Raw genomic sequence first — 20756 nt, forward strand, 5'->3', positions numbered from 1 at the left:
TGACCGTGCGGTCCCGTGGGAGCGGCCCCCGGCCGCGAAGGGTTCCAAGGTGGCTCACCCATGGCATCTCCAGTACACGAAACCAACAAGGACACACTCAATGAACCCTCGTTACAGACGGATACTGGGCTGGCTGCATCGCTGGCTCACCCTGATCCTGCTGCCCCTCTTTGCCCTGATCATCATCACCGGGGCCATCCTGTCTCTTGATCCCATTCTCGATGACCTGCGCTCGGGACAGGCGGCTGAGGCGCCGGCAGATGCCGCCACCCTGGTGCGGCTGCTGGATCAGGTCGATCCCGGGCATCGGGTTCGGTCGGTGGCGGTGGAAGAGGGCGGTGTGGTCATGCTGGAGTTTCGTGAGCAGGGCCGATCGCAGTTCAGGAGCTTTGACCTGGACACTGGAGAACAGCTGGAACAACGCGGTGAGCAGGGTGATTTCTTTAATATCGTCAAGCACCTGCACAAGGATCTTCTGCTGGGCGCCGAGAGTGTGGTGGAGATTGCCACCTATCTCATGGTGTTGGTGATGATCGTTGGCCCCTTCCTGGCATGGCCCCGGCTGCGCCGGACCCTTGTGGGATGGCATACCCTGGGGGGTTGGGTGGTTTTGCCGCTGGTGCTGATGGTTTCCGTGACCGGGATCTTGATGTCCCTGCATATTGGGACTCCGCAGTTGCCCCGCCTGCATCCGGATGATCCCCGCATGGGCATGGCGCCTGCCATTGAAGCGGTCATGGTGACGGGCGACCTGTCGGGGGTGCGGGAGGTGACCCGGGTCAAGAACTCGGCCGCCGCCGTATGGGGTGTCGATCCGGTCGGTGAGGCAGTCCACGTGGTGAGCCCCCATGGGGTCATCCGGCAGGAAAACTTTCCGGGCCTGGTGAAGGCCCTGCATGAAGGGACCTGGGCCGGCGCCTGGTCTGGCATGCTCAATCTGCTGGCCTCGCTGGCCCTGGTGGGGCTGATGGGCACGGGGCTGTGGTCCTGGGCTCGTCGCATCCGCCAGGGGCGCCAGCGCAGCGGGGACGAGGGTGCGGATATCCTGGTGGCCCATGCCAGTCAGACCGGCACGGCCGCGAAGCTGGCGGATCTGACTCGCCAGGCCCTGCAGGCTGGCGGCGGTCGGGTACTCCATGCCTCGGTGGCGGGGCTGTCCATGGCGGAGTTGAAGGGATTCCGCCAGGTGTTCCTGATCACCTCCACCGCGGGAGACGGGCAGGTGCCCGAACAGGCCCGGGCTTTCCTCAAGGCGCTGGCTGGAGCGGACCTGGCGGGCTGCCGGTTTTCCATCCTGGCGCTGGGGGATCGCAGCTATAGCCATTTCTGTCGCGGCGGCGAGCAGCTGCGTGAAGCCTTGCTGGCCGCCGGGGGGGAGGAGGTCCTGCCCATGGTGAAGGTGGATGGCGATCCCGCGGCGGACTGGCGCTGCTGGCTGGATCAGGTGGCCGCCCAACTGGACATCGGGCTGGGGGACGTGGCCGCGCCGCAGGGGGACCCGTCGGTCCGGCTGACCTTGCGGGAGCGGCATCAGCTCAATGATCCCGCCGATCCGGATACCCACGAGGTCTGGAGCCTGCGGTTTGAAAGTCCCGAGCCGCTGGCGTTCCGGCCGGGGGACCTGCTGCTGGTGCGGCCCGGTGCCGGTGAGCCGGCGCGGCCCTATTCCATCGGCAGCACGCCGCAGGAGGATCCCCGGTCCCTCCTGCTGACCGTGGCCCTGGTGAGCCATCGGCAGGCGGACGGGTCGCAGCGTCTGGGCAAGGCCTCAGAACTGCTGTGCCGGCAGCTCAAGGAGGGGGATGTGCTGGAGGGGCACCTGCGCGCCCATCCGGACTTCAATCCGCCCGAGGATGCCAAGCGGCCCATGATCATGCTGGCCGCCGGCTGCGGGATTGCCCCGTTCATGGGCTTCATGGCCGAGCAGGCCTGTCTGCGACGCCCGGGCCCCACCTGGCTGATCTTCGGTAATCGCAAGCGGGCCGGGGATTTCTTCTATGGGCAGCAGCTGGAAGCCTGGCATGAGGCCGGGTATCTGAACCGGCTGGATACGGCCTTTTCCCGGGATACAGATGGGGGCGGCTATGTACAGGACCGGCTGCATGCCGCCGCCGATGAGTTGATGGTCTGGGCCCTGGAGCGTGACGCGGTGATCTATGTGTGCGGCAATGCGGGGAGCCTGGGGCAGGGCGTGCGCGCAGCCCTGGCCGAGATCCTGGCAGCGCATGAGGGGCTTGATGAGGACCAGGCAATCCGGCGTCTGCAGCAGTGGGAGGCCCGGGGGAAGCTGCGCATGGACCTGATTGACTGAGCGGCTGGTGCATTAGGTGAGTTTCCGTACGGGGGAGTTAACTCCCCCATACTCGATTCTTGGTCGACTGAACGGCACCTTTTTGTCGCTTGAGTTGGCTAAGAAAATTCACTTGCCTTAATCTCACCCATCAAGTTCCATAAAGCGGTAACCGACTCCTTGCTCAGTCTGGATGTACTGCTGCTCTGTCGGATCGTCTCCCAGCTTCTGTCTCAGCCTACCGATCAGGATGCGCAGATAATGAGTATCCTTGGTGTGGGTCGGTCCCCAGATATCTTTCAATAATTGCGATTGCGTGACAATTTTTCCAGATGCCAGCATCAAAATCTTTAAAACGGCGAATTCTTTGGGTGTTAACTTAATCGGGTCGCCATTGACCGTGATTTTTCGCATGGAGAGATCAATACGCAATGTGCCATCATCAAAAATTACCATAGCATCCGTGGAGCGCCTGTTACTGCGATCAAGGTTGCGTAACTGTGTTCTGACTCGGGCAAGCAGTTCATCTACACCGAACGGTTTGGTTACGTAGTCGTTGGCGCCCAGGTCGAGAGCTTTTACTTTTTCCAGCTCTCGGTCACGGACCGACAGAATGATGACCGGAGCAGATGACCACTCACGAAGAGCGGCAAGGACATCAGAGCCATCCATATCTGGCAAACCCAAATCCAGAATGACGAGATCAGGCGAGTGTCTGGCGCACAAACCTAACCCGGTTTCGCCATTTTCCGCTTCCAGCAGCTCGTACCCTTCGGTTTTCAGGCTGATGCGCAGGAAGTGCCGAATTTGCGGCTCATCGTCGATGATCAGAATGCAGGGCTTTTCCCGGTTTTTTGTTGAAACAGTCATTCACTGGATTCCGCGTTGGACTCTTGTTCCGGTGATTCTATCAGGGGAAGTACAATTTCGATGGAGGTTCCTCGATTATTCGCGCCTGGCAGTGCCCGAATACGGCCACCATGGGCGCCGACCATACCGTTACAGATGGCCAAACCGAGGCCGCTGCCATGAGGGCCGCGATCCCCCTCACCACCGGTGAAGAACATATCGAACACCTGTTCCCGTTGGTCTTCGGGTATCCCCGGTCCTTCATCGGAAATAGCGATGACGAGTTCATCGCCGGCCTTGTGGGTACGAATGCTCAGAGTGGATCCGTCAGGGGAGAATTTCGCTGCATTTTCCAGGACGTTTACCAGCGCTTGCTCGATCAGTGCGGGATGCACGAAAAGCAAAGGCAAATCGTCGGCCACATCCCGCTCTATCTGGACTTTCGTCATTAAATTCCTGGTCCGTCTCAGGGCGGATGACAGGATGTCAGTCAATGCGATCCAGTCTCGTTCTATCTTGGGGGTGCCGTGGCCAAGTTTCGTCATGTCAAGCAGGTTGCGGATGTAACGGTCCAGCCGCTCACCCTCGCCAAGAACTGAATCCAGCAGGCTTTCGCGGTCTTCAGCCGACAGCCGATTTGACATGGACTTCAATGTGCTCGCCGACCCAATCATGGAGGCAAGAGGGGTACGGAGGTCGTGCGATATCGAGGATAGCAAGGCAGAGCGCAGCCGTTCGGTTTCTTCGGCAATTTGTGAGGCGGAGAGATTGGCGGCCAACTGGGTTCGAAACCACGCCAGTCCCAACTGATGCACGTAGACGCCGATGGCCAGCCCCCGATAATACTCAGGAGCCATATCGTCCACCCATAACCCGAGGACTGCATAGACCTCATCAACGGCCTCGATAGGTTCGAAGCGCCAAGGCAGGCTGCTCAGGGTATCTGAGAAAGCACCGCTGGGTTTTCCATTGCGCATTGCCCAGTCAATAGCCGAATAGGCTGCTTCATTGAGCGCCTGGATTGGCCCGCCCTTGGCGACCACTTCGAGATCAGCATTGTCTGGATTTCGGTGGACAATAACGAGTGGTATCTTCAGTTGGGTGTAAAGCGTTTCGCTGGCTTCATTCTGGACCGATTTAATATCCGGAGCAGATGCGAGGCGACGCGTGAATCGCAGCTGCGCGTCTGTCAGGTCATTCGAGGCACGTAACATCTGAACCTGGTCTCTGAGCCTGCCAGCGAGATTACCGGCACTCACTGCCATGATAAGGAAGAAAACAACGGTCAGAAGTTCGTCCGTCTCCGTCATGTTGAAGGTCAGGCGCGGCTCGGTGAAGAAGAAGTTGTAGGTCAGAAAGCTCAGCAGGGCCGTCAATAGCGCAGGGCGGATGCCGGTTCGCGCGGCCACCCAAAGTACCGAGGTCAGAAAGACCAGAGACAGATTTCCGAGAGGCAGTATATCCTGAAGCCCCATGGACACAGCCGTTGCGGCACCAACACTGGCGACTGCCCAAGCATAATCGCTCCATATTGGGGATTTTCCAGAAACTTCGATCAAGCGCCGACGCTGCTTGCGCGGCACCGGAATGAAAGTAACCTCAAAGGCCTCAGCCTGCTTCATAAGACGGCGACTGGTGGATTTTCGGAAGTGCCACCAACGGTTATGGGAGCGGCCCAGAATCAGTGTGGTGACATTCTGCTCCCTTGCAAACGCCAGTATTTCTTCCGCCACATCGTAACCACGAAGGGTCCTGACCTCTGCTCCCAACCTGGAAGCCAGATCGGATGCCTTTTTCAAGCGCTGGCGCTCGTCAGCCCCCGCACGGCCGTTGTCGACGGTAACGACCGTCCAGGGCGATTTGCGGCGATCCGCTATTCGCCGTCCAGCCCGAACCAATGTTTCTCCCTGTCCTGAGCCATCGACGGCTACCAGCATTCGTGATCGAATGTGCCACGGACCCTCAATACCACGGGACTGCATGTTCTCGCGGACATCCGCATCCAGACGCTCGGCGATGGCCTGAACCGCCAGTTCCCTCAGGGCGGACAGATTCGATGGTGAGAAATAGCCATCCATGGCCGCACGGGCCTGTTCAGGCACGTAAACCTTGCCCTGTCTCAGCCGCTCCAAGAGTTCTGAGGGGGTAAGGTCCACCAGCACAATATCTCTGGCCCGTTCCAAAATCGAATCGGGCACGGTTTCCCGCATACGTACGCCGGTGATACCCGCAACCACATCCGAAAGGCTCTCCAGATGCTGAATGTTGATCGCTGTCCAGACGGTAATGCCCTGGTCCAGCAATTCTTCGATGTCCTGATAACGTCGTGCATGACGAGTACCAGGGATGTTCCTGTGAGCCAATTCATCTAACACCAGCACGTCTGGCTTGCGTTTGAGTGCCGCGTCCAGATCAAATTCACGGAAGCCCTTGCCCGAGTATTCGATCTCTTTTGCCGGCAATTGCTCAAGGCCTTCACATAGAGCGAGGGTTTCCGATCGCCCGTGGGTTTCCGCAACGCCAACGACTATATCAACCCCTTGCCGCCGTAGCTCATGCGCAGCCTGAAGCATTTGGTAGGTTTTACCAACTCCAGGAGCTGCCCCCAGAAACACCTTCAGCCCGCCTCCCGATTCGCGCTGATGAGTTTTCAAGAGCGCGTCAGGGTTGGGGCGATTGTGATCGTCTTTTTTCAATCTGAAGCCTCCTTACCATCCAGCGCCAGATTGATCCGTAAGACATTGACCCGAGGCTGTCCGAATACCCCTATGGTGGGACCTTCTGTAAAATCCACAATGAGTTCATTAACCTGTGAGACCGTAATCCCCCGCGCCGTCGCCACCCGCTCGGCCTGCAACTGAGCCGATTCCGGCGATATGTGTGGATCTATGCCGGAGCCTGAAGCCGCTAATAAATCCACCGGAATAGAGCTGGATTCAACGCCATACCGTAGTGCGATTGTTTGGGAGTCCTCCGCTACCCGGTCTCGAAGGGCCGGGTTGCTGGCAGCGTAGTTGGAACCGCCTACGGAGAATGGATCATAATCCACTGCTGAAGGCCGTCCGTGGAAGTATTCCGGGGCTTTGAAAAGTTGCCCAACCAATTCTGATCCCACCACGGTATCATCAACCACAATCAGGCTTCCGGTGGCTTGATGCGGGAATAGCAAGCTGCCGACGGTGGTTACCAATAGGGGGTATAACCCACCGCACAGCAGTATGAAGACAATTGCGGCTCTCGCCGCGGCAAGCCACGACGCTGAACGACAGACAAAGACAGAATTTAAAGCAGCCATTTTCGTATCTCCTTACAATGCGACGGTAAGCATGAGGTCCAGCGCCTTGATGGCAGGGAAGGGTAGTAACAGCCCCCCAAGCCCGAATATCAGCAGATTTCGGCGTAGTAGTTGAGTCGCACTGGCTGGGGTGTAACGCACACCTTTCAAAGCGAATGGAATCAAAGCCGGGATGATCAGCGCGTTAAAAATTGTTGCTGCTAGCACTGCATTCATCGGGTTTGAAAGGTTCAGGATATTGAGTACCCCCAGCGCCGGAAGACTGCTTAGAAACAAAGCTGGGAGAATGGCAAAGTACTTGGCCACATCGTTGGCAAGTGAGAAGGTGGTCAGTGAGCCACGCGTGATCAGAAGTTGCTTGCCGATCTCAACCACTTCCAGCAGTTTTCCAGGGTCAGAGTCCAAGTCGACCATGTTGCCAGCTTCACGGGCCGCCTGAGTACCAGAGTTCATGGCCAGACCCAGGTCTGCCTGCGCCAGGGCCGGTGCATCGTTGGTTCCGTCACCCATCATGGCAACCATTCGCCCTTCGGCCTGCTCCTTGCGGATAATATCCAGTTTCTGTTCCGGCGTTGCTTCTGCCACGAAATCATCGACACCGGCCTCCGCTGCAATGGCGGCTGCGGTCAACGGGTTGTCGCCAGTGATCATTACAGTTTTCACACCCATTTCCCGCAGTTTCGCAAACCGCTCCTTGATGCCGGTTTTGATGACATCCGACAGGGCAATGATACCCAATACCCGATCGGCCTCGGCTACCACCAGGGGCGTCGCGCCATTTTTTGCGACTCTCTCAACAAGGCGGTCCGTCTCATCTGGATAGTGGCCGCCATTCTCAGTTACAAACTTGCGGATCGCGTCGGTCGCGCCTTTACGGAGAACTCGACCATCGGGCATATCAATGCCGGACATACGAGTACTGGCGGAAAATTCGATGAAGTCGGTACCTTCCGAAGCTTCGACATCGGAACCTTGGTTTCTGGCCAGAGCGACGACGGACTTGCCTTCGGGGGTGGGGTCTGCCAAGGAGGTAAGCAGAGCAGCATCTCTCAGGGTGCCAGCTGCCACGCCCTGGACCGTTTCAAAAGCGATAGCTTTGCGATCACCCAAGGTAATGGTGCCGGTTTTATCCAACAGAAGTGTATCGATGGAACCTGCCACCTCAACCGCTTTACCAGATTTAGCAATCACATTGGCGCGCATGGCACGGTCCATTCCAGCGATGCCAATGGCCGGCAGCAGTCCACCAATGGTGGTGGGGATTAGGCACACTAGCAGCGCGACCAGCACAGAGAAGGAAGGATCAGCGCCAACGAAGCCTGCAAAGGGCACCAAGGTGACGACCACAATCAGGAAGATCAGTGTCATGGCGGCAAGCAGAACAGAGAGCGCCAATTCGCTTGGGGTCTTCTGACGTTTGGCACCTTCCACCAGTGCGATCATTCGGTCCAGCAGTGAGTTACCGGGGTCAGCGGTAACCTCGACGACGATATCGTCCGAGAGCACCTTGGTGCCTGCACTGACGCCACTGTTATCAGTGCCCGCCTCACGGAGTACGGGGGCGGATTCGCCGGTAACCGCCGATTCATTTATTGTGGCAGCGCCATTGACGATCTCACCGTCAGCCGGTATCAGTTCGTTGGGTTTTACCAGCACCCGATCGCCTTTGCGGAGGGTTGTTGCTGGCACCTCCCGCACCCGATCACCATCAATATCAATTTTTCGTGCTTTGAGGCTCTCTCGGGTGGCCCTTAGGGCACCTGCCTGTGCTTTTCCTCGTGCCTCGGCAACTGATTCGGCCCCGTTGGCGAATAGAACGGTAAACAGCAGAATGGCGCAGATGGCAAAATCGAGTGCCGCAGGCTCGCCCTGAGTCAGGTGAGTAATGCCCAGCAAGGCAGTCACCAGGGTTCCAGTGCCGACCACCATCATGACTGGGTTACGGGCCAGGCTTTGCGGTGACAAGCGCTTGAAGGACTGGCGGACAATGCTGCCGACTTCCAGTGAGTCGGTCATTTTTGGGGTTTGATTAAACATGATCCTTCTCCAATCAGGACATCAGCGCCAGGGTTTCAGCGATAGGGCCTAGAATCAGCACCGGCATAAAGCTCAGCAGGGTGAACATCACAATCACCGCCAGCGTCATCAGGCCAAAGGTGGCAGTATCGATGCCGAGGCTGCCGCGCCCTTCTGGTGCAGAGCGCTTCGCAGCGAGTGACGCCGCAATCGCCAGAGGAGCCAGGATTGGAATGAAACGGCCAAGTGCGAGGTTGACAGCACAGGTGACGTTCCACCAGACCGTGTCATCTCCAAGGCCTTCGAAACCCGATCCGTTGTTGGCAAATGCTGAGGTGTACTCGTAAATGACCTGGCTGATCCCGTGGAAGCCTGGATTGGAGTTGCCGGTAAGCGCCGGGAAAGCCACGGTGATGGCGCTGAAACCCAGAATCAGCAGGGGTTGGATCAGTAGAGCGATACACACAAGCTTCATTTCCCGTGCTTCCAGGGTCTTTCCGGCAATTTCCGGTGCTCGCCCGATCATCAGCGAGCCAAGAAACGCTGCCAGTAGCAGGAACAAAAGGTAGCCAATCAGCCCGACACCGATGCCACCAAAGGTGACGTTGATGAACATGTCGACCATCGGAATCATTCCGCCAATGGGGTTGAAGCTGTCGTGCATGCCATTGACGGAGCCGTTGGATGTCTGGGTTGTCCAGCTGCCCCAGAGCGCGGTCGCCGTGGCCCCAAACCGGACTTCTTTGCCTTCCAGATTTGCTCCCTCTACAGTCAGGCCGGCGAATGCGGCGTTTGGCTGGTTTTCGGACCAGATAGCGACGGACGTGAGAGATACAGACATCAACACCATCACGCCCATGACCACTAGGGCCAGACGGCGGCGACCTGTCAGAAAGCCAAGAGCAAAAACCAGCGCCGCGGGGATCAGGACAATCGAGACAGTCTCAACGAAGTTACTCAAAGGTGTGGGGTTTTCCAGTGGCACGCTGGAGTTCGGGCCATACCAGCCACCGCCATTGGTACCGACCTGCTTGATGGCAACCATCGGCGCGACTGGCCCGATGGGGATGTTTTGTACAGCCATTCCAGCGGTCTGATCCAGTGGGGTAGCGGTTTGGGCACCCTCATAGGTATTGGGAACACCCTGAGACGCCAGTATCAAGGCAATCACCGTTGCAACAGGTAGCATTACGCGAACAATGGCGCGCGTAATATCTTCGTAAAAGTTGCCGACAGAGATCGTGCCGTCTGATGAGGTCTGGGGTTTTTTATCGGAGCGACTCAGGAGGGTGCGAACAATCGAGATCAGTGCCGCCATGCCCGCAGCCGGTGTAACCACCTGAAGGGTCACAATGCCAAATGTGTGGGCCAGATAGCTGAGTTGGGCCTGTCCGGAATAATGCTGTTGGTTCGTGTTGGTGAGAAATGAGACGGCGGTGTGCAGTGCAAGATCCCAGCTCATACCGTCAATGCCATCCGGATTGAGAAAAAGAGCGCCCTGAGCCATTAATAGCCCAAATACAATCAGCACCAGAACCAAGTGCAGTTTCAGTAAGGCCTTGCCGTAACCCTGCCAGCTCATCGGTTGAGATGGATCGACGCCAAATAGTCGGTAAAGACCGGTTTCTAGTGGTAGAAAGATCGTTCCTCCTGTGCCGGTACCACCTTTGAATACTCCGGCAATGTACTTGCCTAATGGCCACGCTAAAAGGAGCGTGACTGCATAGATGATAATGACCTCGTTCACAGTCGCTCCTCCAGATCAATGAACAGGAAACATAGGCCGAAAAGCCCAATGATGATGCCTATACCGATCAGTGCCATGGTCAAAACCCTTCGGGCCAGAGCAGAGCAGCTACCAAGTAGGCGCCAAGTGCAAAAGAAATGATCAAAAGGAAGGTGGACACGCTCATACTCCTTCAGTGAGTGTGTCTCTATGGTGCTGGGGCGGGGCGCAAAAATTCTACGACCAAGCCGGGGGGGAGTCGTAAAAATAGCGTTAAAAGACAGGTTGGACGGGTTGCCCTCCGGCGTTAGCCGAGAGGAAACTCGGTCTTGGCGTAGCGCACGTGGGATTTAAGCCGTACGGTCAGGGTGTAGGGCGTCACCCCCTGAAACCAAGCTGCCAGGAGTTTATCCCATAAGCTGTTCAGGGCGCCCAGGGTTTCCGGGGAGGATGGCAGTGCTGGATGAGGGCTGGCTATACTGGGGAGGGGGTAGCGGATGCCTACCGTTTTAAAGTAGATTCTGTCTCCAAGATGGGGCCGCGTGCCATGGGACCATTCCAATTGAATCAGGCATGATCGAACATATCGTGATTGTCTAAGTGTGCTTGATTTTCTGGTCATGGCAAACTGATAGATATCGCGGCCATTGGTATGGTTTTTCCCCGTGTCAGGCTCTAACCGTTCTTATTGCTTGTTTGGAATGTGCTCAATGGGGCTTCTGTTCGCCCTTTTTTCGACTCAAGGATTTATTAATGAAAACGACGAGTGAGAGGCTTGGGCAACCCTGATTATGGCTCTTTTCAATGTACGGCCTATTGTCCAAATTCTTGGATTCTTGCTGATTCTGCTCAGCTTTCTGATGACCCTGCCGGTGAATCTGCTTATGTTTGGCGACACTCCAGATTGGCTGGCCTTTGTTAAGTCTGGGATTATTTGTTTTAGCGTTGGTTTACTCTGCTTCCTGAGTGCCGGTCGCGAGAGGCATGCGCTCAAACAGAGAGAGATGTTTATCCTCACCGTATCGGCGTGGATTGTTATTCCCTTGTTTTCAAGCCTGCCACTATTGCTGAGCGACTTGGAACTCAGTGTTACCGACGCATTTTTTGAGAGTATTTCGGGTGTGACAACCACAGGTTCCACTGTCATGAGTGGACTCGACCATTTGCCGCACGATGTTTTACTGTGGCGCTCAATAATGCAATGGATGGGCGGGATCGGAATCATTGGCATGGCTGTGGCGATTCTTCCTTTTTTGAGAATTGGTGGTATGCGGCTGTTTGCCACAGAATCCTCTGAGTGGACGGAAAAAGCGCTACCACGCACTAATCGATTGGCTCGCGGTCTTGTATTCAGTTATCTGATTCTCACTGTAAGTTGCATTTCCGTTTATTGGTTGTTGGGAATGGATTTATTTAATGCTTTCAATCACGCCCTCACGACTGTGTCGACAGGCGGTTACTCTACGTCCGACAGTTCGATGGGGCAGTTCGATCAGTCCTCTATTCTTTTTGCATCAGCCTTCTTTATGATGCTGGGCGGCATTCCATTTTTCTTGTTTGTCAGACTGCTGGATGGTCAGGCTCAGCCACTACTGGGAGATCAACAGGTTCATTTCTTCCTTAAATTTCTACTGTTGATAGCGAGTGTGATCGCGCTTTACCGGGTTGTGACTGAAGGAACCTTTCCATTGGATGCCTTTGTCCATGCACTGTTCAATGTGACATCGGTGGTTACCACAACAGGGTACGCCTCTCAAGATTATTCTTTGTGGGGACCGTTCGTAGTCGTGCTGTTCTTTTTCTTGACATTTGTGGGTGGGTGTTCTGGGTCCACAAGCGGTGGAATGAAAATCTTCCGCTTCCAGTTGTCGATGCTACTTTTGCGGGAGCAGATGTTTCGGTTGCTGCATCCGAGTGCAGTCATCGCGAGACGCTACAATGGGCGCATTATCAGTGATGAAATTGTCGCATCCAGCGTTGCGTTTTCTTTCATATTCCTGGCGACCCTGGCCGCTGTAGCGTCCGTTTTAGCGTTGCTAGGGCTTGATCTGACGACGAGCCTGAGCGGCGCAGTTACGGCATTGGCAAATGTCGGGCCGGGACTGGGTGATACCATCGGGCCAGCAGGGAACTTCCAACCATTGCCGGATGCGGCGAAATGGGTCCTCATGGTGGCCATGCTTCTGGGGCGGCTAGAGTTGCTGAGTGTGTTAGTGATGTTTTCACCGCATTTTTGGCGGGGTTAAGGGCTGGGATATCCCCACGTTTTCGCGTGCGGAATTCCTTCACTGCCCGGATGGAAAGTACACGACCTGACGGTGGAATGGCCGCCGCGTTGAACACCTGGACGGTGGATCAGGCGCCTTAGAGTTCCAGATCCCGGTCGGTCACGGCACCTTGGCTGGCCGAGGAAACCAGCTTGGCATACTTTGCCAGCACGCCGCGGCGGTAACGTGGTTCGGGCTTTTGCCACCGTTGCCGCCGCTTGGCCAGCTCAGCGTCAGGGACATTGAGTTGCAGCAGGTTCTGCTCAGCATCAATGGTGATGGTGTCGCCTTCCTCGACCAGGCCGATGGTGCCCCCCACATAGGCTTCCGGTGCCACATGGCCCACCACCATGCCGTAGGTTCCACCGGAAAAGCGTCCGTCGGTGATCAGGCCCACCTCATCGCCCAGGCCGGCGCCGATGATGGCCGAGGTGGGAGAGAGCATCTCGCGCATTCCCGGGCCCCCCTTGGGCCCCTCGTAGCGGATGACCAGGATGTCGCCGGGCCGGATCCTGTCATTGACGATGGCCTCCATGGACTCCTCTTCGGAGTTGAAAACCCGCGCAGGACCGGTGATGGCAGTCTTTTTCAATCCCGTGATCTTTGCCACCGCGCCTTCTTCGGCCAGGTTGCCCTTGAGCACGGCCAGATGACCCTGACTGTATAGCGGCGCATCCATGGGGCGGATGATGTCCTGATGAGCCGGCGGTGTCGCGGGCACCTTTGCCAGGGTTTCGGCTAGGGTCTGGCCGGTGATGGTGAGGCAGTCACCGTGAATCAGCCCGGCCTCCAGCAACATCTTCATGACCACGGGTGTGCCCCCCGCGGCGTGGAACTGGCTGGTAACGTATGCACCCGAGGGCTTGAGGTCGCATAGCACCGGCACCTTGCGGCGGATCACTTCGACGTCGTCGATGGAGAAGTCCACTTCTGCTGCATTGGCAATGGCCAGCAGATGCAGGACGGCATTGGTGGAACCGCCCTGGGCCATGGTCACAGCGAAGGCGTTCTCGAATGCCTTTCGGGTCATGATGTGTCGGGGTCTGCGATCCGCCTTGATGGCTTCGAGCAACACCTCGGCAGAACGTGCGGCGGAATCGCCCTTCTCCTTGTCCTCTGCGGACTGGGTGGAGGAACCCAGGAGGCTCATGCCCATGGCCTCGAAGGCACTGGACATGGTGTTGGCAGTGTACATGCCGCCACAGGAGCCCGCCCCGGGGCACGCATTTTTTTCCACCCCTTGCAGATCCTCATCGCTCAGGTTACCCGCTGCGTACTGGCCCACCGCTTCAAAAACACTGACGATGGTCAGATCCTGGCCTTTGTACTTGCCTGGCTTGATGGTGCCACCGTAGACGAAAATGCCCGGGACGTTGATGCGGGCCAGGGCGATCATGGCACCCGGCATGTTCTTGTCGCAGCCGCCGGTGGCGAGGATGCCATCCATGCTCTGTCCCTGGACCACCGTCTCGATGGCGTCGGCGATCACCTCTCGAGACACCAGCGAATACTTCATGCCCTCGGTGCCCATGGAGATGCCATCGGAGATGGTGATGGTGCCAAACTGCTGCGGCATGGCGCCGGCGGCGCGCAGGGCCTCGTCGGCCCGCTGCGCCAGGGCGCCGATACCGATGTTGCAGGGGGTAATGGTGCTGTGGGCATTGCCCACACCGACAATGGGCTTGTCGAAATCCCCATCCTCAAAGCCGACCGCCCGCAACATGGCCCGATTGGGGGCGCGCTGAAAGCCTTCGGTGACCGCTTTGCTTCGTCTGTTGTTTGCCATCATCTCGCCCTTTGGGAATGTCCAGCGCAGGCCCTGAATCAACACAGGGATAGGCTCACGATATTACGGATTCGGTTTCACTGGGAAGCGGGGTGGGGGTGCGTTACCTCAGTATGATGCCGGAATGTGCGTTGCAATTTGTGCGAGGATCTTGTGACGATCCCCCCAGAAGTGCTTGGATGAAGATCGTGAATGCCATTCGGAGAGACAGGAATGTCGTATTACCTCTACTGGGGCAAGGCGATACCGGCGGACGGAGGCGATAGCTGCCATCTTCTGCCCTATCACAGTCTGGATGTGGCAGCAGTGGGCTGGCTTTTGTTGGCTCCCGAGCGGCCACTGACCCGGTTGCTGGCGGCGCGGCTGGATTTGCCGCCTGAAAGACTACGTCGATTCCTGGTATTTCTCTTGGGGCTCCATGATCTAGGTAAGTTTGCGCGTGCTTTTCAAGGTGTGGCCCGGCTGCAAGGCGGCAAACTGGTGACTCCAATAGAGGGACTGGCCTATACCGAACGACACGATCGCCTGGGGGCCTTATTGTGGCACGCATCCTGGATCGAGTGGCTGCAGGATGGCACCCTGCGTTGGCCCGACTGCGACCTTGACCGCAAGGCACGCCGGCAACTCAGCGAGACCCTTCGCGCTGTGCTGGCGCCGATGTTCGGACATCATGGTCAGCCTGTAGAGGCTGGCCGGCTTGAGCCGGCAGACTTCTTCGGCGATGACTGCAGCGCATCGGATTGTGAGGCTGCGCGTCAGTTTGTCGCGGACTGGGCCACGCTGCTCGATCCTGACTGGCCGGTTCAGCATCTTGTCTCACCGGAATGGCGGGAAGCCTTTTTCGCCCTGAGTTGGACGATCGCCGGCTGGGCCACTCTAAGCGATTGGTTGGGCTCCAATCGAGATCATTTCGAGTATTGCCAAGATGAAATGCCACTGGACGATTACTGGCCACTGGCCCTCGAGCGCGCCCAGCAGGCGCTCCAAAAGTCCGGGTTTGCCGAGCCACCCAAACCGGTGGCCTATGCCGGTCTGGCCAGTTGGTTCGACGGCGAGTCGGTGACGCCAACCCCACTGCAGCGGGAGGTCGAAACCCTGACTATTGGGGACGGCCCCCAGCTTTTCATCCTTGAGGACGTGACAGGTTCCGGCAAGACAGAGGCGGCCTGCATTCTTAACCAGCGCCTTCTGGCGGCAGGGCATGGCGAGGGGTTGTACTTCGCCTTGCCGACCATGGCGACCTCCAATGCCATGTACGAGCGACTGGGGAATCTGCATCAACGTTTCTATGTCGCGACGTCTCGTCCTTCCTTGGTACTGGCTCATGGCGCCCGCGACCTGAACGACAGATTCGTTAAATCCGTGGCCTCGGAGCAGCCTGAAGACCAGAACTATGCCGCCGATGACATGACGGCGACGACATATTGCAATCGCTGGTTGGCCGACTCGCGCAAGAAGTCCCTATTGGCCGACGTCGGAGTCGGCACCATCGATCAGGCACTGATGGGACTGTTGCCCTTTCGGCATCAGTCGCTCCGCCTCTATGGCCTGGCGCGTAAGGTACTGATTGTTGATGAGGTGCATGCCTATGACCATTACATGCAGACCCTGCTACAGCAGTTGCTGACCCATCACGCCCGCCAGGGCGGGAGTGCCATCCTGCTCACGGCCACCTTGCCACACGGCATGCGCGAGGACCTGGCTGTGGCATGGCGCGAGGGATTGGGGCAGGCCCCGGTCTTGATGCAGGAACAGGCGTTCCCGCTGTTGACCCAGATCGGCCATGGCTTGGCGCGGGAAGTCCCGCTGTCCACACGTCCCGAGGTGGCGCGTGAGGTGGGTGTCGACTGGCTGACAACCGAGGAGCAGGCGCTCGAAACGGTGATGGCGGCGGTCGAGGCAGGGGAGTGCGTTGCCTGGGTCCGTAACACCGTGGACGATGCCATTCGTGCCTTCGAGCAGCTGCGCGCGCGCCATCCTGACCCAGTGCGATGCATGCTCTTCCACAGCCGTTTCGCGATGATAGACCGTCAGCGCATTGAGTCGGATGTGATCGGGCGGCTGGGCAAGGCATCCAACCCTGAGCAGCGACGCGGCCAGGTGCTGATCAGTACACAGGTCTTCCAGGAATCACTGGATTGTGATGTTGACTATATGGTCAGTGATCTCGCACCGATCGACCTGCTGATTCAGCGGGCCGGGCGTCTTCAGCGCCATAAACGTGGCCCGCGTCGTCAGCCCCTGCTCGCCATTTTGGCGCCGGAATGGAGCGAAGCGCCGGATTCACAATGGCTGAAACGTGCCTTGCCGGGCACTCAGGCGGTCTATCGCGATACGTCCCTGCTGTGGCTGACGCAGCGCGTGTTGCGCGAGCTCGGGGCGATCCGTATGCCCGATGAGGCGCGGACCCTGATCGAGAGTGTCTACGGATCGGTTGCGGATTGGGTGCCGGATGGTCTGCTGGATGCGCGTTTCGAGCAGCATGGCATGAGGCGCCATGCGGTCTCGATGGCGGGCTTCAATGTCCTGTCGCTGGAGCAGGGTTACCTTCGCCATCCCGGTTTTGATCAGTGGCAGGAGGAGCAGGAGATCGGGACGCGCCTGGTCGATGAGCCGACGGTCAACGTGGTACTGCTCAAGCATCGTGCAGATGGCGAGCTGGCGCTTTGGGTGGAGGGGGAGTTCCACGCCGACATGCTCAGCCAGGTCAAGCTGCGCCAGAGCCAGGCTGAGAAGCTGGCGGGCTTGCCCACCGACCGGCAGCCCCAGTGGGAGGCCCTTCAGGAACGCTACAAGGCGCTGCGCTTTACCCAGCCGTGGCTGGTCGAAGCCGATACTGCCTGCACCTATGACGGTGGGTGGGGTGTGGTGTTTTCAAAGGACGGGAATCCCCGCTGGCGCGGGGAACGAGCCTTAGAGTTGCTTTGAACCGGTCCATCACCGCGAAGGCGGTGAACGCATGATTCATTATCGCTCAGGTTGACAGGATCCTCCAGGTGGGTTACTAATTGTTGCGTTTAAAGGATATTGCAATAAGATTTGATATGAACCTTCTGGTTTTTCGAGATGCAAGGAGCGGCGATGAATCTATTAACGGCATGTTGGCTGCCTTTCCGTACCCGTGATGGAACCACTACCTACCGTCCGCCCAGCGCGGTGGCCGACCCGGAGATCATTGATCTCGCTTTGCCCCGGGCGGATTTGCAGGGGGCCGCCCACCAGTTCCTGATCGGCCTTTTGCAGACCGCACTGCCACCGCAGGATCACGGCGACTGGCTGGATCGTTTGATCCAGCCGCCGAGTATCGCTGAGTTGGAAAGTGTCTTTGCGCCTTTCAAAGCGGCCTTCGAGCTGGATGGTGAGAGCGCGCGGTTCATGCAGGACCTCGATCCACTCAAGGACGTCAACGAGACCACGGTCAGTGGATTGTTGATCGACTCCCCCGGGGCGAACGGTGTCAAGAACAATACCGACTTCTTCGTCAAGCGCGGGCGTGTCGATGCGATGTGCGAAGACTGCTCGGCGTTGGCCTTGTTCACCATGCAAATCAATGCACCGGCCGGTGGGGCAGGCATTCGCGTCGGCTTGAGGGGTGGCGGGCCGCTGACGACGCTGGTGCTGCCCGAATTGCCCGATGCCAGCCTGTGGTCTCGCCTGTGGTTGAACGTGCTGACGCCCAAGGCGCTGACGCGATCCGGGCAGACATGGAAGGCGCCACGCGCCGATGACAACACTTTGTTTCTGTGGATGGCACCGACCCGGGTCAGCGACAAGAAAGGCACGGAAGTGCTGCCCGATGGCATGCATCCGCTCCATCCCTACTGGTCGATGCCCCGTCGCTTCCGGCTGCTTTTCGAGGAAGCGTCGTGTCGCTGCGACATCTGCGGACGGGAAACTACACGCGCCGTACGTCAGATCCGCGCCAAGAAGCAAGGCACCAACTACGACGGGCCCTGGCTGCACCCGCTGACCCCTTACCGCCGTGATCCCAAGAAACCTTCAGAGCCCCCTCTGTCCACCAAGGGGCAGCCGGGCGGCTTGGGTTATCAGCACTGGTCGAACCTGGTATTGCACGATGCCGATACCAGCGGCGCGCTACCGGCTCTGGTGGTGCAGGATTACATCGCCGGCAAGGTGCCGGTCGTCGACGAAGAGCGCCGCTTCGGCGAAGAGATCGTCGCCCTGCTCAAGCATGCCCGCTTGTGGGCGTTCGGCCACGACATGGACAACATGAAGCCGCGCGGCTGGTACAGCGTCGAGATGCCGCTGGTGGCCGTGCCCCCCGCCCAGCAGGAAAGACTGCGTAGCTGGGTGCAACAGTACACTGAATTGGCTCGCCAGGTGGCCTGGATGGTGCGCACCCAGGTCAAGAATGCCTGGTTCGCCCGCCCTTCCGATGCCAAGGGCGATATGAGCCATATCGACCTGCAGTTCTATGACGCCACCCAGGGTGCCTTCTTTCATGCATTGCACGCCTTCAAGCAGGCACTGACGGAGGTCGATGACACCCCGCGCCTGCCTTCCGGGGTGGCTGAGGCATGGTACCTCACGCTGAAACATGAAGCCTTGGCCCTATTCGAGGAGCAAGCGTTGAGTGGTGCGCTGGAAGCCGTCGACCTGCAGCGGGCCACTGCGGCAAGGCGTCAGTTGCTGAGTTTTCTGGCCGGGCGCAGCAAGGGCAGCAAGGCCATTCGTCAATTTGCCGAGACCGGTGGCTTCGTCTTGAGCGCCAAGCCGGCAACTACCGAAGAGAGTGTGTCATGAGTGAAACGGAACTCGCACCCCCAGCAGAGGCGCCACCACGCGTGCCCGAGCGGCTGTATGCCATCGAACGTCGAGAAGCCGATGCCTTGCGGCGCTGGTGGCAGCGCTTGACGCTTTCCGCCGAGGCGTTGAAGGCCCATACCGACGCTCCCCCCTGGCCCAAGGGGATGCGGGCGGCATTGCGACGTTGCGACACCATTGAGGCGGCCATGCTCACAGAGGCTTTCCGCCACCTGTGGCGCTGGTTGCCGGCACAAGACGAACAGCCAGAACACCAGCGTGATCAGCGCTTGCAGGTCTGGACCTGTATCGCCCTGGTCGTGGCTGAGCTTCGCGAGGAACAGCCCAGGATGCCGCTTGGCGCCGGTCTCGGTCGGCAGAAGCGCGAAACCGGAAAGCCGTACATGAGCGAGCTGCGCTTCCAGCAGCTGATGACCGCTGGCACGCCGGAGGAGCTGGTGCAACGCCTGCGCCGTGCCCTGGCGCTGATCGACAAGCGCGGTGTCAGCATTGTGCATCTCGCCGACAACATCGCGCTCTGGTGGCGCGAATATCAGGGCGGAGCATCGCCCCAACCTACCCGGCGTCTGGGGTTTGTGTGGGCCAATGACTATTTCGGCGCCACGGCCGGCTATCGGCAAGACAACGAGTGATCCGTTCATCATACAGGGAGCCAAGTAATGACCCACTTCATCCAACTGCATCTGTTGACCGCCTATCCGCCAGCGAACCTCAACCGTGACGACCTGGGGCGACCCAAGACCGCGATCATGGGCGGTGCCAAGCGACTGCGAGTGTCATCTCAGAGTCTGAAGCGCACCTGGCGCACCTCGGCGGTATTCGAAGAGGCGGTAGGGCAGCATCGTGGCATGCGCACCAAGCGCGTGGGTATCGAGGCGGAAAAGCGCTTGATGGAAAAGGGTGTCAAGGAAAAGGACGCCCGCGCCTGGGCAACGGACATCGCCAAGGTCTTCGGCGATGTGGCCAAGGGCGAACTGGAAACCAGCCAGCTGGTGCACGTTGGCCCCGAGGAGCAGGCCGCAGTCGATGCGCTGGTCGAAAAGCTGGCCGACGAGGATCGTGCGCCGGAGAAGGAGGATCTCGACCTGCTCCGCCATAAGCCGTCCGCCGTGGATATTGCACTGTTTGGTCGCATGCTGGCGGCATCTCCAGCCTTCAACGTCGATGCCGCCTGCCAGGTCGCCCATGCGATCACCGTGCATGCCGCCGAGGTCGAGGACGACTACTTCACGGCCGTGGACGACCTGAATACCGGTGACAAGCATCGAGGCGCAGCTCACGTGGGAGAGGCCGGTTTCGGTGCCGGCCTGTTTTATAGCTATGTGTGTATCGATCGGCGGCAGTTGATAGAGAACCTCAAGGGTGATGATGCCCTGGCGGATCGCGCCATTGCGGCCCTGGTGGAAGCTGCCGTGAAGACCTCGCCGAAGGGCAAGCAGAACAGCTTTGGCTCCCGTGCTCACGCCAGCTACGTGCTGGCCGAGAAGGGCGACCAGCAGCCGCGTTCACTCTCGGCCGCCTTTCTTCGCCCTATCTCGGGACAGGACCAGGCGCGGGATGCCATCACACGTATGGAGCGCCAAGCGCAGGCCTTCGACGATGCCTATGGGCCAGGCGCCGAGCAACGCTTCGTCGTGGCCGCCGACCCCGACTACCGGGAGCCATGTCTATCCGGAAAAGTGGTCATGGGGAACCTCCCTGAACTGATCGATTTTCTCTCCATCGAGCAGTAAGGAGCCGTC

General features: G+C 58.6%; 13 protein-coding genes. 6 read left to right on the forward strand and 7 right to left on the reverse strand.

All coding sequences use genetic code 11. From position 1 onward, the window contains the following. The first annotated feature begins 100 nt into the window (after window positions 1–100). Window positions 101–2311: a PepSY domain-containing protein gene (locus tag BMY52_RS01620; RefSeq protein ID WP_090249993.1), complete on the forward strand. Its 2211-nt coding sequence runs from the start codon at window positions 101–103 to the stop codon at window positions 2309–2311. Between the two features lie 123 nt (window positions 2312–2434). Here BMY52_RS01620 and BMY52_RS01625 read toward each other — a convergent pair whose 3' ends face one another. From BMY52_RS01625 to kdpF, 6 genes are all read right to left on the reverse strand, one after another. Beyond that, complete coding sequence (locus tag BMY52_RS01625; RefSeq protein ID WP_090249996.1) at window positions 2435–3160, reverse strand: response regulator; 726 nt, start codon at window positions 3158–3160, stop codon at window positions 2435–2437. Beyond that, window positions 3157–5835 carry a sensor histidine kinase gene (locus tag BMY52_RS01630; protein ID WP_090249999.1) on the reverse strand — a complete coding sequence of 893 codons (2679 nt, stop codon included), beginning with the start codon at window positions 5833–5835 and terminating at the stop codon, window positions 3157–3159. The genes BMY52_RS01625 and BMY52_RS01630 overlap by 4 nt, the downstream gene beginning before the upstream one ends. After that, on the reverse strand, window positions 5832–6434 hold the full coding sequence (kdpC, locus tag BMY52_RS01635; protein WP_090250001.1) for a potassium-transporting ATPase subunit KdpC: 603 nt from the start codon (window positions 6432–6434) through the stop codon (window positions 5832–5834). The genes BMY52_RS01630 and kdpC overlap by 4 nt, the downstream gene beginning before the upstream one ends. A gap of 12 nt (window positions 6435–6446) precedes the next feature. Next, entirely contained in the window at window positions 6447–8471 is a 2025-nt protein-coding gene (kdpB, locus tag BMY52_RS01640; RefSeq protein WP_090250003.1) for a potassium-transporting ATPase subunit KdpB, read from the reverse strand. 13 nt (window positions 8472–8484) lie between these two features. Beyond that, the gene (gene kdpA / locus BMY52_RS01645) at window positions 8485–10197 is read right to left on the reverse strand and encodes a potassium-transporting ATPase subunit KdpA (RefSeq protein ID WP_090250007.1); all 1713 of its coding nucleotides are present in this window, start codon (window positions 10195–10197) and stop codon (window positions 8485–8487) included. A 79-nt stretch (window positions 10198–10276) separates the two neighbouring features. Continuing rightward, entirely contained in the window at window positions 10277–10363 is an 87-nt protein-coding gene (gene kdpF, locus BMY52_RS15970) for a K(+)-transporting ATPase subunit F (RefSeq protein ID WP_090250011.1), read from the reverse strand. Window positions 10364–10967: 604 nt separating this feature from the next. On the opposite strand from kdpF, the gene BMY52_RS01655 reads away from it, so the two are divergent. Next, window positions 10968–12422 (forward strand): TrkH family potassium uptake protein, encoded by a 1455-nt coding sequence (locus BMY52_RS01655; protein ID WP_218140374.1) that lies wholly within the window; start codon window positions 10968–10970, stop codon window positions 12420–12422. A gap of 118 nt (window positions 12423–12540) precedes the next feature. On the opposite strand, the gene ilvD is transcribed toward BMY52_RS01655, so the two are convergent. Beyond that, window positions 12541–14232 (reverse strand): dihydroxy-acid dehydratase, encoded by a 1692-nt coding sequence (gene ilvD, locus BMY52_RS01660; RefSeq protein WP_090250526.1) that lies wholly within the window; start codon window positions 14230–14232, stop codon window positions 12541–12543. A gap of 210 nt (window positions 14233–14442) precedes the next feature. Here ilvD and BMY52_RS01665 point away from each other — a divergent pair, with 210 nt between their 5' ends. The 4 genes from BMY52_RS01665 to cas7e all read left to right on the forward strand — a co-directional run bounded on the left by BMY52_RS01665 (window position 14443) and on the right by cas7e (window position 20747). After that, window positions 14443–17157, forward strand: a complete 2715-nt coding sequence (locus BMY52_RS01665) for a CRISPR-associated helicase/endonuclease Cas3 (RefSeq protein ID WP_090250014.1) — start codon at window positions 14443–14445, stop codon at window positions 17155–17157. Window positions 17158–17310: 153 nt separating this feature from the next. Further along, a complete protein-coding gene (gene casA / locus BMY52_RS01670; RefSeq protein ID WP_090250016.1) occupies window positions 17311–18993 on the forward strand; it encodes a type I-E CRISPR-associated protein Cse1/CasA in 1683 nt (560 codons plus the stop codon). Beyond that, window positions 18990–19646 carry a type I-E CRISPR-associated protein Cse2/CasB gene (gene casB, locus BMY52_RS01675; protein ID WP_090250018.1) on the forward strand — a complete coding sequence of 219 codons (657 nt, stop codon included), beginning with the start codon at window positions 18990–18992 and terminating at the stop codon, window positions 19644–19646. Before casA ends, casB begins: the two co-directional genes overlap by 4 nt. A 27-nt stretch (window positions 19647–19673) precedes the next feature. After that, the gene (gene cas7e / locus BMY52_RS01680; protein ID WP_090250021.1) at window positions 19674–20747 is read left to right on the forward strand and encodes a type I-E CRISPR-associated protein Cas7/Cse4/CasC; all 1074 of its coding nucleotides are present in this window, start codon (window positions 19674–19676) and stop codon (window positions 20745–20747) included. The last annotated feature ends 9 nt before the right edge of the window (window positions 20748–20756 follow it).

It is taken from the genome of Ectothiorhodospira marina, assembly GCF_900109495.1.
GTDB lineage: Bacteria > Pseudomonadota > Gammaproteobacteria > Ectothiorhodospirales > Ectothiorhodospiraceae > Ectothiorhodospira > Ectothiorhodospira marina.